Consider the following 15,794-nt stretch of genomic DNA (forward strand, 5'->3'; position numbering starts at 1 on the left):
AGCTTACTGATGGGAATGAAGGTTAGAGATAGCCTGTCTAAAGATAGTTTTAAGTGGTTCTAAATCTAAATAGACACCCGCAATATTTGCTTCAACCCACTGTTGCTGAGTGATGACTGGCCAGTTCAAGTCATAGCCAAGTACAAACAGCATTTCTTCGAAGAAAAACCTCTGAACTCGGCCGTTTCCTTCACGGAACGGGTGGATCAAATTCAATTCACAGAACAGTGATGCCACTTGATTGATCAGCTCATCTCGGCTTTGAATTAAGCTCAGTTTGGGGACCAATTGAAACAGTTTTTCTGCCTCCACTTCGATACGTGGCACGGTACAAAAACGCGTATCTCCTTTAGAGATATCGACCTCTCGAATATCACCAGCCCATTCAAAAAGGTCTTGGAAAAGATAGAAATGAAGGTATTTAAAGTGGGAAAGGGTAAAGTCTTCGATCTGAGTAACTTGGCTTTGATAAGTGCGATAACGCTCCGCCGTAAAAGCGATCTCCGCTTCTATCAGCTCCTCACTATCACGCAGGTTTAATAAGTTGATTAAAACATCCGTTCCTGCGTAACAGTACTTATCATGAAAAACACCATACTTATCGTGCATATTTCCTTTTAAGTTCTTCAATAGAATGACGTTTGTCTTCTTCTTTGAGTGACATCCCCTCATACTTGAGGCTCACTTTAAAGTTATCCGTTTTAGGTACGAACGTTTTTTTCGTTCGAGTCACCGATTCAGAAGATGAGTTGGACATGCTTACCTCTGCTTTCAATTCTATTTCAAGTGTAACCCACAAATAGGGACGCTTCTACTTGGCCCCAATTAAGCCTTCGCGCTAATGCTCACAACAACGATTAGCGTCCACCCGCAAGCTCAATGAATGTTCCTGTGACGTAGGAAGCTTCATCTGATAACAGCCACGCAATGGATTGTGCAACCTCTTCTGGGGTGCCACCACGTTGAAGAGGCAAGCTTGATGCAAGTCGGTCAACTCGACCTGGCTCTCCACCATCGGCATGCATTTCGGTATAGATACAACCAGGGCGTACTCCGTTTACTCGTATGCCTTCTCCTGCTAACTCAAGAGATAAACCTTTGGTCAAGGAATCCATTGCGCCTTTTGATGCTGCGTAGTCGATGTATTCAAATGGAGCTCCGAGCCTCGATGCCGCTGAAGAGACATTCACAATGGCACTCTTATTGCCTGTTTGCCGGATAAACGCCTTACAACACAAAAAGCAACTGGTGATATTGGCATTCATGACCTTCTGAAAACGTTCGAGATCAATATCGCACAACTTAGACTGAGTGAAGAGGATGCCTGCATTATTGACCAAATGCGTCACAGTGCCATAGCGGTGTTGAACAGCTGCAAACATATCACTGACTTGCGCTTCACTTGAAACATCAGCTTGAAACGTAAAGGCTTCTCCACCCGCTGTAATAATGTCATCCACGACCTGTTCAGCACGTTGGTGTTGGCTTAAATAGTTTACGCACACCTTATATTGCAACGACGCGAGTAGTTTCGCTGTTTCAGCGCCAATCCCACGACTCGCCCCTGTCACTATGACAACCTTATCCATATGTTCTCCTTCTCAAAGATTCAACTACGCTGACTTTACAGTGTAAAAGCTATTGGTTCTTTCATTTTATCGGTACTGGCGATGATACGTTCAACCAATATCGTTAGAGCCTTTGGTTGATACTGCCTCTGCTTATAAACAATATGAGCTTCGCGTACACTGCGCTGATATTGCGGTAAAACACGGACCACATTCATTCCATCATGAACATGACGAAACGGCAACGAGGCGACACCTAACCCTTTTTCAACAACTCCGCACAAGGCAAAGATGTCATTGACCACGAGTTTTGGCTTTGTCTCTATCACATCAACTAACACTTCATCCTGATAGACGGCCAGTGACTTAATATGATCGACGCTCACCCAATCAAGTTGTGAAAGCTGCTGAAGAGTCGTTACCTCCCCTGCTTTCGCGAGGTATTCAGGACTGGCGAAAAAACCGTGTCGCGCTTTAAACAGTGGCCGCGCAATCATGTCATCCATTTCAGTAAGATCAAAAGTGATTAACAAATCTCGGTCGGTTTGAGGGATAACCTGTTGCTGACTCAACACAAGGTCCAAGGTTACTTTGGGGTAATCCACTAAAAACTGCTCGACGACATCACCGATAAAAGCGCGATAGAAATTATGAGGAATAGCGAGCTTGATCTTACCTGACACCTCTTGTGTTTCCGATACCATTTCACCAAAGCCTGTTTCAATCGATTCCATCCCACTACGAAGCGCCTCAAAGGCTTCAGAACCACTTTGAGTAGCAACTAGCTCTCTACCCTTTTTTTCGAGTAATCGTGTGTTTAGGCGCTGTTCCAAAGCCGATAGACGTCGAGACATGGTTGAAACGGGTAAGTGCAACTTTTTAGATGCCGCGAGAAGAGAGCCCTCTTCTACCACGCAACAAAACAAATAAAGATCATCAATGTTTCCAAATATGGAACTCATAGTTCTAATCCTGCTTATTTTTTTCACTATTGGTTAGTTATATCCTTATTTATAACAAAACAACAGCCGAGGAGGACATATTATGAGCCGCAAACAATTTTGGATTTCCGCACTCCTTTCATCATTTACCATGGCAGTGATCATGTCAGGTTTAATCTCAGGCTATAAGCTAGGGTTCAGCAATGCGTGGCCTTCAGTATGGCTAGACAGTTTTCTACTCGCTTGGCCAGCAGCCATCACACTTAACCTTACGGTATTACCTCAAATACGTAAGCTTTCTAATTGGCTTGCAGGAGCAGAGCCTGTTTCGCAGGCATAAAAAAACCGAGCCAATGAGCTCGGTTTTTTATTATCAATTCTGATTACAGTTCAGCGTTGTGGTAAACCTGCTGTACGTCATCACAATCATCTAGCATGTCTAAGAACTTCTGGAATTTTTCCGCGTCTTCGCCCGCTACAGGAGTATGAGTTTGAGGTACGAACGTAATCTCTTCCACATCCATTGTTAGCTCTGGGTATGCTGTATTTAGTGCTGTCTTAGTTTTGAAGAACTCAGTGTGAGGAGCGAATACAGTGATCACGCCATCTTCTAGTTCAACGTCAGTCACGTCAATGTCATCCATCATTAGCGTTTCTAGAATTGCTTCATCGTCTTCGCCTTTGAACTGGAATACCGCTTGGTGATCGAACATGTGAGAAACTGCACCTTCAACACCAATCTTTGCGCCACATTTAACAAAACACTGGCGAACATCTTGGAAAGTACGGTTGCCGTTATCTGTTAGACAGTCAACGATAACGCTAGTGCCACCTGGGCCAAAACCTTCGTAACGTGCTGGAGCGTAGTCTTCACCACCACCGCCGTTTGCTTTATCGATCGCTTTGTCGATAACGTGTGCAGGAACTTGGTCTTTTTTCGCTTTAGCAATCAGGTGCTTAAGCGATAGGTTCATGTCTGGGTCTGAACCACCATTTTTCGCACACATGTAAATTTCTTTACCGTATTTGGAATAAACTTTAATTTTTGCGCCGGCAGTTTTCGCCATTGAGGCTTTGCGCACTTCAAAACTTCTTCCCATCGGGATGTTCTCTCTAATTCAATTTAATGCGAAGGATTTTAGCAAAACGTGTGAGCTTTTCAATTTCTGACACTTGCTGAGGAAATAGGCGTATTACGCAACACCCATTACTCGTTTATATTTGTCTACAGATTCTAAAAATGAGGCTTTTTCTGCGTCATCTACAATTTTAGCGGCTTCCTGATCAATCTCGTCAGGGCCTGCTTTAGCTTCACGTAATTTCCAAACTAAAAACGAAGCTTGTTTATCAAGTTCAATCTTGTTCTTCTCACTCGCAGGAAGCGTAGATAGGTTGATCGACATACTTAGGCTCAAATCTGTATAAATATTGGGGGGAGAATATACCACACCAAAAGCCAATGTAGAGAGCGAAACGCGTTTTGTGAGACGGAATAGATCAAAAAAGACCAAAAAATAAAGGGTGGCATTCCTGTGCCACCCTTAGGTAATCGCTATCGTGAGCCTAGACTAGTGTAACAAACCTAGCTCTTTTGCTTCTTCAATGCTTAAACCGCTTTCACGAATCTCTCTTAATGCTTCGATACGACGACGCGCTTCGGCAGATTTAGCACCTTTCGTTGGCGCTTGTGATTCAACTTCTTCCGTGAAGTCCCACTTGCCAGCAATCTTACTCATTTCATCATGGTCAATAGAATTAATGGACATAAATACCTCCGAACAAACCATGCTAGGGACGACTAATCTGTAGCAAAACTCTTCATCCCTTGTTAAGAATTTTAGTCCGAGAATGTGATACTGCTAATAGTTCCGAAACTCTTACTGTTTTTTGTATAAATAACTTTTGCGCAGTCCTATTGGGCACAGTACATTTAAAGGATTACCCCATAAGAAATGAAGACGATCCGGCTCTCATTTTTTCTCCATGTTTATGCTCACCAGCTTCACCCTTTTCGTCATTGCCACAAGATTTTTCGAGTGACTTCACCCTTTTTAATCTAACTTCTTTCCACTCACAAAATAAGCATTAATGATAATCATTCTCTTTTATATTTTAGGTAAGAGTTATGAGTGATTTTTCTAAGCAGCATGCTTTTCATACCAATCCTGTGATTCAAATACGGGATTTGTGTGTGGATTACATTACAGACAAAGGTGACTTTCGCGCCGTCAACTCAGTGAGCTTTGACATTGGCAAAGGGGAAATCTTTGGTTTAGCCGGCGAATCGGGCTGCGGTAAGAGTACTATTGCTTTCGCAATAAACCGACTACATAAGCCACCTGCTTTTATATCTGGTGGGCAAATCCATTTTGAAGGACAAGATCTGCTGCGCTTGTCCGATCGAGAGATCGGCGCAATCCGCTGGAGTGAAATTGCAATGGTGTTCCAGAGCGCAATGAATTCTCTCAACCCTGTTCTTCCTATTCAGGAGCAGTTTGCAGATGTACTTCGTAACCACAGGGGCATGAACGAAGAGCAAGCAAAAGATCGTGCTGAAAAGCTGCTTGATTTGGTCAACATACCTCGTGAGCGCCTCACAGAGTACCCCCACCAATTCAGTGGAGGCATGCGCCAACGCTTAGTTATTGCTATTGCGCTGTCACTTAACCCTAAATTAATCATTATGGATGAGCCAACAACGGCATTAGATGTGGTGGTTCAGCGTGAAATCCTTCAACAGATATACCAGCTACGTGAAGAGTTTGGTTTCTCAGTGTTATTCATTACTCACGACCTCGCCCTGATGAGCCAACTATGCGACCGCATTGCCATCATGAGAAATGGCGAGATCGTCGAGGTCAATCAATCTAAACAAATTCGTAATGATCCTCAGCACGCTTACACACAGAAGCTGTGGGCTTCATTCCCAAATATCCACGAAGGTAAACACCAGGCACAAGGAGTCACCGCATGAGCGAGCCAATTATTCAACTCAATAATGTCGTCAAAGAATTCTCAATTGGTGGTGGCTTTTCTTCGGTCGATAGCTTCAAAGCACTGCAAGGTATTACGCTAAGCCTACATAAAGGGCGCACATTAGCATTGGTAGGTGAATCTGGATGTGGGAAAAGCACCTGCGCTAGACTTATCACCAAAGTACACCCACCAACCTCTGGAGAGATTTTGTTCAATGGACGTAACATTGATGAAATCACCCGTAAAAAAGATCTGCAAGAGTATCGAAGTAAAGTGCAAATGGTATTCCAAGACCCTTTTGGCTCTCTTAATCCTACCCATACTATTGCGCACCATCTGACCCGGCCATTAAAGATTCACGAACAAGTTACCAGCAATGCGGAAATCCCAACTAAGTTACAAGAACTCATTGAACTGGTGGAACTCGCACCCGATACACTTGAAAAATACCCTCATCAGCTGAGTGGTGGTCAAAGACAACGTGTAAACCTTGCCAGAGCCTTAGCGGTAGGAGCTGAAGTGATCTTGGCTGATGAACCCACCTCAATGCTAGATGTCTCTATTCGCCTTGGGGTTCTCAATCTGATGCAACGTATGAAAAAAGAACTTGGCATTGGCTTTTTATACATCACTCATGATTTAGCAACAGCGCATTATATCGCTGAAGAGACCGCTGTAATGTACAAAGGCCAAATTGTTGAATGGGGCGATACTCAGGCGATCTTAACCGATCCGCAACATCCGTACACCAAGCTGTTGATCTCTGCCGTTCCGGATCCCGATTTGCCATTTGGCAACTTAGTCAAAAGTGAACCAAACTATTCATTAGATGCTGATCTAATTCGTGAACAGAGCGCGGTAGTCCAAGACGGATTTGATCAAGTTGGTGTAAATCACTTTGTAAAACATTGGGTTAAAGCAGCATGAGTGAACTTGATACGTGGGTAAATCAGATTAGCCAATGGTATGAAAACCGAAAGCATGATCAAGGCTGTCAGTTAGAATCATTGATCCTATCTGTTCCTGATGAAGTTTGGGGACCAATGATCACTGACACACAAAGTAAAGCGATCGCCTGTTGGCTAGATGGTTGCCTACGTGTCTACCAACACGCTCAATATCAAGACGCAGAAAAAGCGTTCCAATATCTTCAGCTGGCCTATAGTAAATTACAAAACGTAGTATCAACACCAGCGAGTGAATTGGAGCTGAAAGATTGGTGTATGAAAAGATTGCAGCATTTGGCGGTACTGAGTCTGGAATTTTGTAACCAACAAACACGCTCTGAGTGGCAGCAAGAGTCACATCAGTTAATCGAGAGTCATGTCCAGTTTATGGCTACCCACTCATGGAATGAGCCCCGAAAGCTTGATCATGGGAACTATGATCAAGGGAGTTCATCGTTCCATTAACCTCTACGAGCAAAATTTACGGATCAATGATCAAGGTACGCTTCTTGATCATTGATCCGTAAACTTTTGTTATCTACTGAATTTTAAGCAAAAAAAAAGCGAGTCCATAAGAACTCGCAAAATATTCAGAATGAATGTAACAATATGAGCCAATCTATCGGGGATAATCCTATCCCCCATTCATCAGAAAGGACAAAAGGTTGTCTATTCGGGATAAATATTATCCAACTCCCCTACCCCCAATGTCAGTTAACTGTCAGGGGAATGTAGTAGCTTTGTTCTGTTCACCCTAGAGTGTAACAGGGTATTTATTAGGGTAACGAAACACAAAAAACCAGCACCTAAGTGCTGGCTTCGTTGTTTTTATGTCTTGCTATTATTTAAACAGCAACTTCATCGAGTGCTCTGAAAACCGTTTCATCTAGGTGTCCTTCGAACACTTGCTTACAGACTTTACGTCGAACTGCTAAGCCAGCAATCAAGCGCTCAATGGATAAGTGCTTGTTTTCACTTTGAGCATTGTACAGCTCGATCATCTTACTCAACGTTTCGTAAGGCACAGGCTGATCTCCGACTCTTAGGAAATCAAGCTTGTCTATGAGCTCCAGACACTCTTCTTGAATTGAGCTATGGGAATGCCCGGTCATAGCTGCTAAAGCCGTTATAGAGCGTTCTAGAGCCTCTGAAGAGGTATATTTAGACAGGGTAATGGTAATCTCGTCTGCATTGATCTCGACAAGGTGTTTACGCTGCTTTACTCGACGACCTAAATTGCCTTTTGGTGAACGTTCTTTACGCTGAATTGGTTCAAACTCACCATCAATAATCTGTGACATCTCTTCTAGCTGCTTCTTAGACACCATCTCATTACGCAGCGGGTTCGGTAAGGTTGGCGCCATATTGCGCTTACCAGCATTAGTGGTTCGAGCACGTGAGTAACGCAAGACTTCTTCAGCATCACACTTAATATCAAACTGATAATCTTTGATCTTCCCTTTCTCAACCATAGTCGAGATCGTTAAGTGGTAGCCCCATAGATTGACGACGAATAGATCTTCAGTCCCCTTATGATCTGATAATTTTTTCAGCTCACGGATCAAATCCATAGAGAAGCGACGCCACTCGATATTACGAGCCAATTTCTGGTTTAACTCACTTAGCAGCATCGAATCACTATGGCGGCGCGACATACGACTACGGAAGTAGCTGTAGAGCTGAAAGACCAAGGTGTGTTGCTTCAAAATTTCAGGTGGAAACAGGAAGAAATAATCTCGTGTTAACAGCTCTTCGTAGAACGATGGTTCCCAAACTAGGATGTATAGGTTCGGTTTAATGCGAATTTCGCCGTCAGCGCCCTCTGTAGGCGCTTCTTCCGATGCAGTGATGGTACGGGCCAAAAATCTAAAACGGTCGCTCTTGAAGCCTTCTGGCATGTTTTCGCTTAACCAACGACCAGTGAGTTCGTGAAGCTGGAAATCGGTAAACTCAATTCGATCGATACTGTCACGGATTGAGTCACGAGCAGGGCCACTGTCTTTCTTTCCGCGTAAGGAAAGAATATCAGTAATGTACAACGGCGTTTTATTTGGTACATGCGTACCATCTAGCTGATATTGGTGCTGATGATGCTCGTGGTACTGCACTGTTAACGTAAACAGAGCAAACAGGGTCATCAGATCATCAACCGTCATGATACTTTTTGAAGATCGTGTCTCGATCACTGCTCTTGTGCCAGAGATCGACACCATGCTCTTCTGATAGCTTTTGCGGGTTCTTGGTGGTGCGAGCGCTTGATCTATGATGCCTGCCCAGTTAGTCGGAGAAACGACAAATTGATCCGCTTCGTCTTTCATTGCTGGTGGTGTATTTAATCCATACTCATTCAGTAAACGCTTGTTAACCTGAGTTTGAGCCAATGCCTTTGAACGCTTTTGCTTAGCATTTTGTTTTACGGTTTCAGTCACTAGGCTGGTTGCCCCAAGTACTGAAATTAGCTGGTTAGGATTAACGAAGCGATGCAACATCGTTTTTCCAGCTAATCCCTCTTCGAAGCGAACTGGGACTTGTTGGAATAATCCAATGTTAACGGCTGCACGTAAACGTTGCTGAATGGCAGCACGAGTCACTTGACCATCAGTAGCATCGATAAGTTCCGTAGTAGAAACCAAACCATCTTTGCTGCTAAAGCCTCGCAATGAGATTAAGTTAAGAAGTTCAACGATACTTTTCGTAACGCCTTTGAAGTGTTGGTATTGTTCAATCCAGTTCACCGCCATCTCAGATACTTCAAATAAGTGTCCATCTTTGTGGCTTCTTGGCGCTTTGATCAGCAGTTTGTCTTCTGAGCTCATTATTAGATCCGTGTCACACTAGCCGTAATATCGCTATAGTTCCGAAAGAATAAAGAAAAAAAGATCATAAATAAAGAAAAACTTATTGCTTTTAAATAACTGATCTTTTTGATTAATCTGATCTTAATTGATTATATGATCTATTGATCCGGCAGGAGTTTGGCTTGTAAGTTATTGTTTGTAAGTAACTATTTTTTTTATGCTTGGAAAGCATGATCATGGTTGAGACGAAAGCATGATCATTAAACCATTGAAAGCATGATCAAAAACTCTAAGAACGATGATCATCGCTAACCCGAATCGATGATCAATGTGAATCAGAAAGCATGATCATCATCTCCCCACACTTTATCCACAAGCAGAATAATATCGTTGGATTGATATCGGTGTACTAAACCGAAGATGGGCGATATTCTCTCGAAAGAATGATCAAGGATCAAGCCTTGTTCGTACATCTTTGGTGAAATAGTATTCGAATTCTAAATTCAAATAACACGGTAGCAATTCTATCCACATACGGTGGGCTATAGATACTATTTCGAAAGCATGATCATGACAATCATGTTATTGAGTCGTGTTCTTTCTACATTCCCTTAGACTGCCGCAGTGGAACTCGCGATTTGCTCCTATCTCCCACTCCATATACATTCTTCCGTAATTTAGCCAGAATTTTACATGCTTCCGGTGCTGATTATCACTTGATCATTTTTCCGATCTTGGATCTTTTCATTTTACAGATAATAAGCCACTGTCTTGCGATGAAATTTACTTGATCATCGTTCCTAACGACTCGATTACGAAGGGAAGCATGATCATCATTACTCCCTTGATCATTGTTCCGATGTTGATAATGGAATGACATTGTTGGGTGTGTCTTGGTCCATTTTAAAAAATCACTCGAATCTGAAAAACTGTTTAATTTAAAGTCAAAATTACACAAGCCGTAAAATAGCAGCCAATCTTAATCGTTCCGGTATTCTTGCTCTGGTGATTATGTTTACATTGTAAATAAGCTACGTTGTAACATTTTAAAAATGAAGAGTAATTCGATACTCGATTAAGCTAAAAATTAGTTGATATTTCCGTGTTTAATCCCGTATTTAATCAAATTAGTGTCAATTCTCGATTTTGTGTGATACTTATCCATAACTGAGTGTTCACCTTTTTATTGTCTATGTATTTAAATGCTGTACAATCGTAAGCAAGTCATTAATAACGGAATTTGGCAAATGAAACGAGAACACACGATTGAGAGTCTCATTCAACTCGCTGAAAAAACAGCTCAGGTTCAGGCTGATCGCATTGAGATAGTTTTAGAAGAGCGTAGTGATGAGCACTTCCCACCAATGTCGAAAGCATTGATGGAGACGCGATCTGGTTTAACGCGTCGTAAACTGGACGATGCAATTAGTAAGCTTGAAGAGTCGGGTCATCAGTTTACGAAAAACAACGCTAACCATTACTCTATTTCTCTTGATGAAGCACATATGCTCATGGATGCCGCTGGCGTACCAAAGTTCCATCAACGCAAGAAAAATGGTGATAACAAGCCATGGATTATCAACGTACAGAACCAAAAGGGTGGTACGGGAAAATCTATGACAGCGGTTCATTTAGCGGCTTGCTTAGCGCTAAATCTGGATAAGCGTTACCGCATTTGTTTGATTGACTTAGATCCACAAGGTTCTCTACGTTTATTCTTGAACCCACAAATCAGTATTACTGATCATGAGAATATCTACTCAGCTGTCGACGTTATGCTTGATAACGTGCCTGAAGGGGTGGAAGTAGATAATGAGTTCCTGAACAAAAATGTGTTGCTGCCAACTCAGTACCCAAATTTGAAGACGGTTTCTGCATTCCCTGAAGATGCGATGTTTAATGCAGAAGCATGGCAACATCTTTCCCAGAATCAGTCGCTTGATATTGTTAAGCTACTAAAAGAAAAACTGATTGATAAAATCTCTGATGACTTTGACATCATCATGATTGATACCGGCCCGCACGTTGACCCATTGGTATGGAATGCGATGTATGCTTCAAATGCTTTGTTAATTCCTTGTGCAGCTAAGCGTTTAGACTGGGCATCGACCGTTAACTTCTTCCAACACTTACCAACAGTGTATGAGATGTTCCCTGAAGATTGGCAGGGCCTAGAGTTTGTTCGTTTAATGCCGACAATGTTTGAAGATGACAATAAGAAGCAAGTCGCTGTATTGACGGAAATGAACTACTTACTTGGTGATCAAGTCACGATGGCAACTATTCCTCGTAGCCGAGCATTCGAGACATGTGCTGACACCTATAGCACTGTATTTGACCTAACTACAGGTGATTTTGAAGGCGGTAAGAAGACGTTAGCAACCGCGCAAGATGCAGTACAAAAGAGTGCGCTTGAAGTCGAGCGTGTACTGCACAGTCATTGGACATCATTAAATCAGGGGTAATTAGAAAATGGCAATTAAGACTTCAGATTTAAACGCAAGATTATTTGGTAAGGCGAACAAGCGTCATGTAACGACGCCACAAGAAGCGCAGCAGGCGGCAAAAGACCAAGCTCAGGTGATTGAACTTGCAGTTGCGGGTGAAGAGAAAGTCCAGTTTGAACTGGTTAGAATCCCTGCTGATAAAGTGAGTGATCAAACCGTCGTATTTGCTGAGAACGCACGTGAGCAATCGTTCCTGAATGAACACGCACTTTCAGACGTCTTGGTGACACTAAAAGAGCGTGGTCAGCAGTATCCAGCGGTCGGTCGCAAGTGTGAAGATGGCAAGATTGAAGTACTCGATGGTAGCCGTCGCCGCATGTCATGTATTTTGGCTGGCAAAGAGTTCCTGATTTACGTTGGTAACAACATTAGCACTCAACATGCTAAGTTTCTTTCTGACGTAGCAAATGCGCATAAACCCCTGTCTCTTTACGAAAAAGGTAAAGAGATGTTAGCTAAGCTTGAAAGTGGCGAAGCAGAAGACCAAAAAGCATTAGCAAAAATGTTCCAGTGCAGTGAAGCATTGGTGAGTGGTGCACTGAAAGCCGCTGATTTACCTTTGCAATTACTTCAGGCTTACCCGAATGTTGCAGAGCTTGGTCGTCCAACAATCGTTAAGCTACATAAACAGTTTAATGGCCTTGATGAAGACAAGCGCGCTCAGCTGCTGGATAAATGCCGTTCAGAAGATGGTTTTGTATGGCAGCGAAGTGAATCACAAGGTGTTGCTCGTATTACCAAAGAAGTGACCGAGACAATTGAAGCTTGGGTAGAAGAGTTATCACCAAGTAAGAAGGCGCCTTCAGCTAAGAAAGAATTAGTTAAGGGTCGTGCTGACTACACTCGCAAAGGTTCTAACTTAACGCTAAATCTTAAGAAAGTGGATGATGCATTGATGCAAGAACTGCTAGATTTAGTCGCGAGCAAGCTTAACTAAGCTTATAGAACTGAATCAATTAAGCCGCTTATTAGCGGCTTTTTTTATGTCATAATAATAATCACTGACTTAACACTGGGTTTATTCTCCTCAATGTCTGCATTCTACGATTTTATCACTCAAACTATTTCTATTGCTGCACAGCGTCATCACCGATTTGGGGTAGTTCTTTCCGGGGAAGAAGGCTGGCAGAATTTGCTTGTTGAACAGCTGTGCGACTCGATGGAGAGCAATACTATTTATCAACTTGGGAACTCAGTGGCATTCAATGTTGGTCAAAGTGTTAAATTCAATAAAGGGCAGCAGTTACTAGGCCAAGAGTGCCAGCTATTGATATGCGACTTCAGAGCTGGGTTTGATGCCAACAGTTTCAATGCAGCGACGGGGTGCGTCAAGGGCGGTGGTGTTGTCATTATCCTATGTAACGACCTTCGCTCAGAGTCAGGTTTTGACGGTGCTTGGTTAAACCGAGCTTTGCAAGAACTGTTGGTGGTAGAGCAGGGGGGAGAGTTACCGCAACTTCCAAATAGCTATTCAGTCGAATCTCTTCCTTTTGAACAGCAAGGCTTTGCCATTGAGAAAATAATCAAGGTCGTTGAAGGCCACCGTAAACGTCCATTGGTGATGACGGCTGATAGAGGCCGAGGAAAAAGTAGTGCGCTTGGTATCGCAGCCGCGCATTTGATGCAAAATCGAAGTATACACATTGTATTGACTGCTCCTAGCTTAGCGACTGTTCAGCCAGTTTTTGAACATGCGAGTCAGCTATTGCCCAATGCTATCCGCAGAAAAAACTCTATTGAATGGAATAGTTCGCGCTTAGAGTTTGTTGCTCCAGATGAGTTACTCAGAAGCGCGCCAAAAGTTGACTGTTTATTCGTTGATGAAGCGTCAGCAATTCCTATTCCGATGCTCAAACAAATGGTTGAGTTTCATCATCGCACCGTGTTTTCTACAACCATTCATGGTTATGAAGGTTGTGGACGCGGCTTTACTGTTAAGTTTCAAGCTTGGCTTAAGGAGCAACGCCCCGGGGCCGTTTTTTATCATCTAGAACAACCGATTCGTTGGGCCAGTTCAGATCCGCTTGAGCAGTGGTTGTTTGATAGTTTTCTTCTCAACTCAGAATTAAATGACCCATCTAACGAGACTCCTGAACCTACGCTAGAGCTTATCGAAAAAACAAGATTGGTAGAGCAGCCACAACTTCTTCGCGCTTGTTTCGCATTACTCGTGAATGCCCATTACCAAACATCACCAAATGACCTCATGCTTTTACTCAGTGACCCGGCGATACAGCTCTATGCTTGGTTAGACGGGGATGACTGCTTGGGTTGTATTTTGACCGTCGAAGAAGGAAATCTCTCTCTTGAATTAATCAATGACGTGCAGATTGGAAAACGACGCCCACGAGGTAACTTAACCCCGATTGTGTTAGCTAACCAACTTGGATTGACTGAGGCTGCGACGTTATCAAGTTTAAGAGTGATGAGAATTGCCGTTCATCCTCAGTTGCAAAACCAAGGGCATGGTCAAGTGATACTGCGACAGCTTCAAGACATGACATCTTATGACTTCTATTCCACCAGCTTTGGGGCAACACCGGAGTTAGTCGAATTTTGGAAAAGCAGTGGGTTTAAACCGGTCAAACTAGGTAGCCAACTCGACCAGGCGAGTGGCACTCATTCGTTAGTGATGATTCAAAGTCACAGTGATTGGGCTGATATTGCGAACGAAATTTTCCGTGATGGTTTCCACTATTCATTGAGTGAAAGCTTCAAAGAACTTGAGACTGAACTTGTCCGTAGTTTACTTCGCGAAAATGATGCTTCCGTTGAAATTAAAGGCGTCGGTGGGCTTGTTCAGTTCTATTCTCTCGGCGGTGCGAGTTACGACAGCATTGCTCCGATTCTTGATAAGTGGTGGAAACAGTCATTTAATGGTGCTCATCTGATGGATGACCTCTTCATCCGAAAAACTATTCAGCGTTGGGATTGGACGAGTTGTGCCAACGAATTCGGTTTTACGGGGCGAAAACAAACCGAGCAAGCATTTAGAGATTCGTTAAAGCCGCTGGTTTAGTTATCTCGAAATCATCTAATTTACACTGTAAAGCAAATAACCCTTTATCTTCCCACATCAATTTACACTGTAAACGCTTGAGGTTTTTACAGTGTAAATTCAATTACTTTTAACTGTTAGAATACGTGATAGCGGATTGGCTACTGCTAGTAACGAGTTTTTTTAAACAAAATTAGAACTTCCTAATTAGCGAATAAGTTACAGAAAATCATCACTTTTCTTATTGAAACCTCTCCTCATTCATACAATTTTCGTATAGATGTTACTTGCGAATTAATGATTCCTTCCTACACTCTGATTTAAGCAACTTGATTTATATAGGCTAGGAATTATAAATAAGGTGAAAACATGGAATGTTTATTACCTGAGTCACTCGACATTTCAACTGTGCTCGATAGTACGACTCAATATCAAGCTTGGCTTGAACAAGCTAACCAACTCCATATTGACGCTTCCGAAGTGGTTCGTGTTGATGCTGCTGGCATTCAAGCACTGACAGCTTTGTTCCTTTCCGCTAAAAGCAATCAGATTGAGATTCAACTCATTAACCCGACCAATTCACTGCTTGAAGGCATTTCGACCCTTGGGCTGCAAGAACAGTTTGATAAGAGCGACTCAATTGGAGAGTGACAATATGACAAAAATATTGGCTGTAGATGATTCAGTTTCAATTCGTCAGATGGTGAGCCACACCCTACGTGATGCTGGTTACGATGTTGAGACTGCAAATGATGGACGCGATGCGTTATCTAAGGTCTCCACCGGAAAGTTTGATGTCGTAATTTCCGACGTCAATATGCCAAACATGGGGGGCTTTGAATTAGTTAAAGCGCTGAGAGAGAAACCCCAATACAAATTTATTCCCATCCTAATGCTTACGACTGAAACCAGCACCGATAAAAAACAACAAGGTAAGTCGGCAGGAGCAACAGGCTGGTTAGTGAAACCGTTCAATCCAGATACGCTATTAAAAACATTAAAACGCGTTATCTAGTACGGGTTCTTCTCACACTGCAACGTCAATTGGTGAGGCAACAA

The 15,794-nt window shown here is 42.8% G+C and carries 17 protein-coding genes; 9 read left to right on the top strand and 8 right to left on the bottom strand.

What is annotated here, in order from left to right; genetic code table 11:
• Positions 1-3: 3 nt before the first annotated feature.
• From AAFX28_RS03815 to AAFX28_RS03830, 4 genes are all read right to left on the bottom strand, one after another.
• Positions 4-609 (bottom strand): Fic/DOC family protein, encoded by a 606-nt coding sequence (locus AAFX28_RS03815; RefSeq protein WP_408685781.1) that lies wholly within the window; start codon positions 607-609, stop codon positions 4-6.
• Positions 599-757, bottom strand: coding sequence for a hypothetical protein (locus tag AAFX28_RS03820; protein WP_408685783.1), 159 nt, complete (start codon positions 755-757; stop codon positions 599-601). Before AAFX28_RS03820 ends, AAFX28_RS03815 begins: the two co-directional genes overlap by 11 nt.
• Positions 758-857: 100 nt before the next feature.
• Positions 858-1,589: an SDR family oxidoreductase gene (locus tag AAFX28_RS03825; protein WP_408685785.1), complete on the bottom strand. Its 732-nt coding sequence runs from the start codon at positions 1,587-1,589 to the stop codon at positions 858-860.
• A gap of 35 nt (positions 1,590-1,624) precedes the next feature.
• Entirely contained in the window at positions 1,625-2,530 is a 906-nt protein-coding gene (locus AAFX28_RS03830) for a LysR family transcriptional regulator (protein WP_408685787.1), read from the bottom strand.
• A gap of 82 nt (positions 2,531-2,612) precedes the next feature.
• Between AAFX28_RS03830 and AAFX28_RS03835 the strand changes: the two genes are divergently transcribed.
• The gene (locus AAFX28_RS03835) at positions 2,613-2,849 is read left to right on the top strand and encodes a DUF2798 domain-containing protein (RefSeq protein WP_408685789.1); all 237 of its coding nucleotides are present in this window, start codon (positions 2,613-2,615) and stop codon (positions 2,847-2,849) included.
• A 43-nt stretch (positions 2,850-2,892) separates the two neighbouring features.
• Here the strand turns inward: AAFX28_RS03835 and AAFX28_RS03840 are convergent, their stop codons facing one another.
• The 3 genes from AAFX28_RS03840 to AAFX28_RS03850 form a co-directional block, all read right to left on the bottom strand.
• Complete coding sequence (locus AAFX28_RS03840) at positions 2,893-3,609, bottom strand: YebC/PmpR family DNA-binding transcriptional regulator (RefSeq protein ID WP_408685791.1); 717 nt, start codon at positions 3,607-3,609, stop codon at positions 2,893-2,895.
• Positions 3,610-3,702: 93 nt separating this feature from the next.
• Positions 3,703-3,912 (bottom strand): DUF3283 family protein, encoded by a 210-nt coding sequence (locus tag AAFX28_RS03845; RefSeq protein WP_408685793.1) that lies wholly within the window; start codon positions 3,910-3,912, stop codon positions 3,703-3,705.
• A 165-nt stretch (positions 3,913-4,077) separates the two neighbouring features.
• Entirely contained in the window at positions 4,078-4,275 is a 198-nt protein-coding gene (locus AAFX28_RS03850) for a PA3496 family putative envelope integrity protein (protein ID WP_408685795.1), read from the bottom strand.
• Between the two features lie 359 nt (positions 4,276-4,634).
• Here AAFX28_RS03850 and AAFX28_RS03855 point away from each other — a divergent pair, with 359 nt between their 5' ends.
• Genes AAFX28_RS03855 through AAFX28_RS03865 form a run of 3 tightly spaced genes read left to right on the top strand, consistent with a single transcriptional unit; the run spans position 4,635 to position 6,897 of the window.
• The gene (locus AAFX28_RS03855; protein ID WP_408685797.1) at positions 4,635-5,483 is read left to right on the top strand and encodes an ABC transporter ATP-binding protein; all 849 of its coding nucleotides are present in this window, start codon (positions 4,635-4,637) and stop codon (positions 5,481-5,483) included.
• A complete protein-coding gene (locus tag AAFX28_RS03860) occupies positions 5,480-6,412 on the top strand; it encodes an ATP-binding cassette domain-containing protein (RefSeq protein ID WP_408685799.1) in 933 nt (310 codons plus the stop codon). Before AAFX28_RS03855 ends, AAFX28_RS03860 begins: the two co-directional genes overlap by 4 nt.
• Positions 6,409-6,897, top strand: a complete 489-nt coding sequence (locus AAFX28_RS03865) for a transcriptional regulator (protein WP_408685801.1) — start codon at positions 6,409-6,411, stop codon at positions 6,895-6,897. Before AAFX28_RS03860 ends, AAFX28_RS03865 begins: the two co-directional genes overlap by 4 nt.
• 380 nt (positions 6,898-7,277) lie before the next feature.
• Here the strand turns inward: AAFX28_RS03865 and AAFX28_RS03870 are convergent, their stop codons facing one another.
• Positions 7,278-9,248, bottom strand: coding sequence for a replication initiator protein RctB domain-containing protein (locus AAFX28_RS03870; protein ID WP_408685802.1), 1,971 nt, complete (start codon positions 9,246-9,248; stop codon positions 7,278-7,280).
• A gap of 1,229 nt (positions 9,249-10,477) precedes the next feature.
• On the opposite strand from AAFX28_RS03870, the gene AAFX28_RS03875 reads away from it, so the two are divergent.
• The 5 genes from AAFX28_RS03875 (at position 10,478) to AAFX28_RS03895 (ending at position 15,750) form a co-directional block, all read left to right on the top strand.
• Positions 10,478-11,695, top strand: a complete 1,218-nt coding sequence (locus AAFX28_RS03875; RefSeq protein WP_408685804.1) for a ParA family protein — start codon at positions 10,478-10,480, stop codon at positions 11,693-11,695.
• A 7-nt stretch (positions 11,696-11,702) separates the two neighbouring features.
• Complete coding sequence (locus AAFX28_RS03880) at positions 11,703-12,674, top strand: ParB/RepB/Spo0J family partition protein (RefSeq protein WP_408685806.1); 972 nt, start codon at positions 11,703-11,705, stop codon at positions 12,672-12,674.
• Positions 12,675-12,767: 93 nt separating this feature from the next.
• The gene (locus AAFX28_RS03885) at positions 12,768-14,756 is read left to right on the top strand and encodes a tRNA(Met) cytidine acetyltransferase TmcA (RefSeq protein ID WP_408685807.1); all 1,989 of its coding nucleotides are present in this window, start codon (positions 12,768-12,770) and stop codon (positions 14,754-14,756) included.
• 348 nt (positions 14,757-15,104) lie between these two features.
• Positions 15,105-15,386, top strand: a complete 282-nt coding sequence (locus AAFX28_RS03890) for a lipid asymmetry maintenance protein MlaB (protein ID WP_408685809.1) — start codon at positions 15,105-15,107, stop codon at positions 15,384-15,386.
• A gap of 4 nt (positions 15,387-15,390) precedes the next feature.
• On the top strand, positions 15,391-15,750 hold the full coding sequence (locus AAFX28_RS03895; RefSeq protein WP_408685811.1) for a response regulator: 360 nt from the start codon (positions 15,391-15,393) through the stop codon (positions 15,748-15,750).
• Positions 15,751-15,794: the final 44 nt, after the last annotated feature.

Origin of the sequence: Vibrio sp. TBV020, assembly GCF_046056895.1 — a bacterium.
In the GTDB taxonomy this organism is placed as follows: domain Bacteria; phylum Pseudomonadota; class Gammaproteobacteria; order Enterobacterales; family Vibrionaceae; genus Vibrio.

Bases quoted from the DNA above. Each gene is read 5' to 3' on its own strand.
- AAFX28_RS03815 (WP_408685781.1), bottom strand. From the start codon at position 609: ATGCACGATAAGTATGGTGTTTTTCATGATAAGTACTGTTACGCAGGA.
- AAFX28_RS03820 (WP_408685783.1), bottom strand. From the start codon at position 757: ATGTCCAACTCATCTTCTGAATCGGTGACTCGAACGAAAAAAACGTTC.
- AAFX28_RS03825 (WP_408685785.1), bottom strand. From the start codon at position 1,589: ATGGATAAGGTTGTCATAGTGACAGGGGCGAGTCGTGGGATTGGCGCT.
- AAFX28_RS03830 (WP_408685787.1), bottom strand. From the start codon at position 2,530: ATGAGTTCCATATTTGGAAACATTGATGATCTTTATTTGTTTTGTTGC.
- AAFX28_RS03835 (WP_408685789.1), top strand. From the start codon at position 2,613: ATGAGCCGCAAACAATTTTGGATTTCCGCACTCCTTTCATCATTTACC.
- AAFX28_RS03840 (WP_408685791.1), bottom strand. From the start codon at position 3,609: ATGGGAAGAAGTTTTGAAGTGCGCAAAGCCTCAATGGCGAAAACTGCC.
- AAFX28_RS03845 (WP_408685793.1), bottom strand. From the start codon at position 3,912: ATGTCGATCAACCTATCTACGCTTCCTGCGAGTGAGAAGAACAAGATT.
- AAFX28_RS03850 (WP_408685795.1), bottom strand. From the start codon at position 4,275: ATGTCCATTAATTCTATTGACCATGATGAAATGAGTAAGATTGCTGGC.
- AAFX28_RS03855 (WP_408685797.1), top strand. From the start codon at position 4,635: ATGAGTGATTTTTCTAAGCAGCATGCTTTTCATACCAATCCTGTGATT.
- AAFX28_RS03860 (WP_408685799.1), top strand. From the start codon at position 5,480: ATGAGCGAGCCAATTATTCAACTCAATAATGTCGTCAAAGAATTCTCA.
- AAFX28_RS03865 (WP_408685801.1), top strand. From the start codon at position 6,409: ATGAGTGAACTTGATACGTGGGTAAATCAGATTAGCCAATGGTATGAA.
- AAFX28_RS03870 (WP_408685802.1), bottom strand. From the start codon at position 9,248: ATGAGCTCAGAAGACAAACTGCTGATCAAAGCGCCAAGAAGCCACAAA.
- AAFX28_RS03875 (WP_408685804.1), top strand. From the start codon at position 10,478: ATGAAACGAGAACACACGATTGAGAGTCTCATTCAACTCGCTGAAAAA.
- AAFX28_RS03880 (WP_408685806.1), top strand. From the start codon at position 11,703: ATGGCAATTAAGACTTCAGATTTAAACGCAAGATTATTTGGTAAGGCG.
- AAFX28_RS03885 (WP_408685807.1), top strand. From the start codon at position 12,768: ATGTCTGCATTCTACGATTTTATCACTCAAACTATTTCTATTGCTGCA.
- AAFX28_RS03890 (WP_408685809.1), top strand. From the start codon at position 15,105: ATGGAATGTTTATTACCTGAGTCACTCGACATTTCAACTGTGCTCGAT.
- AAFX28_RS03895 (WP_408685811.1), top strand. From the start codon at position 15,391: ATGACAAAAATATTGGCTGTAGATGATTCAGTTTCAATTCGTCAGATG.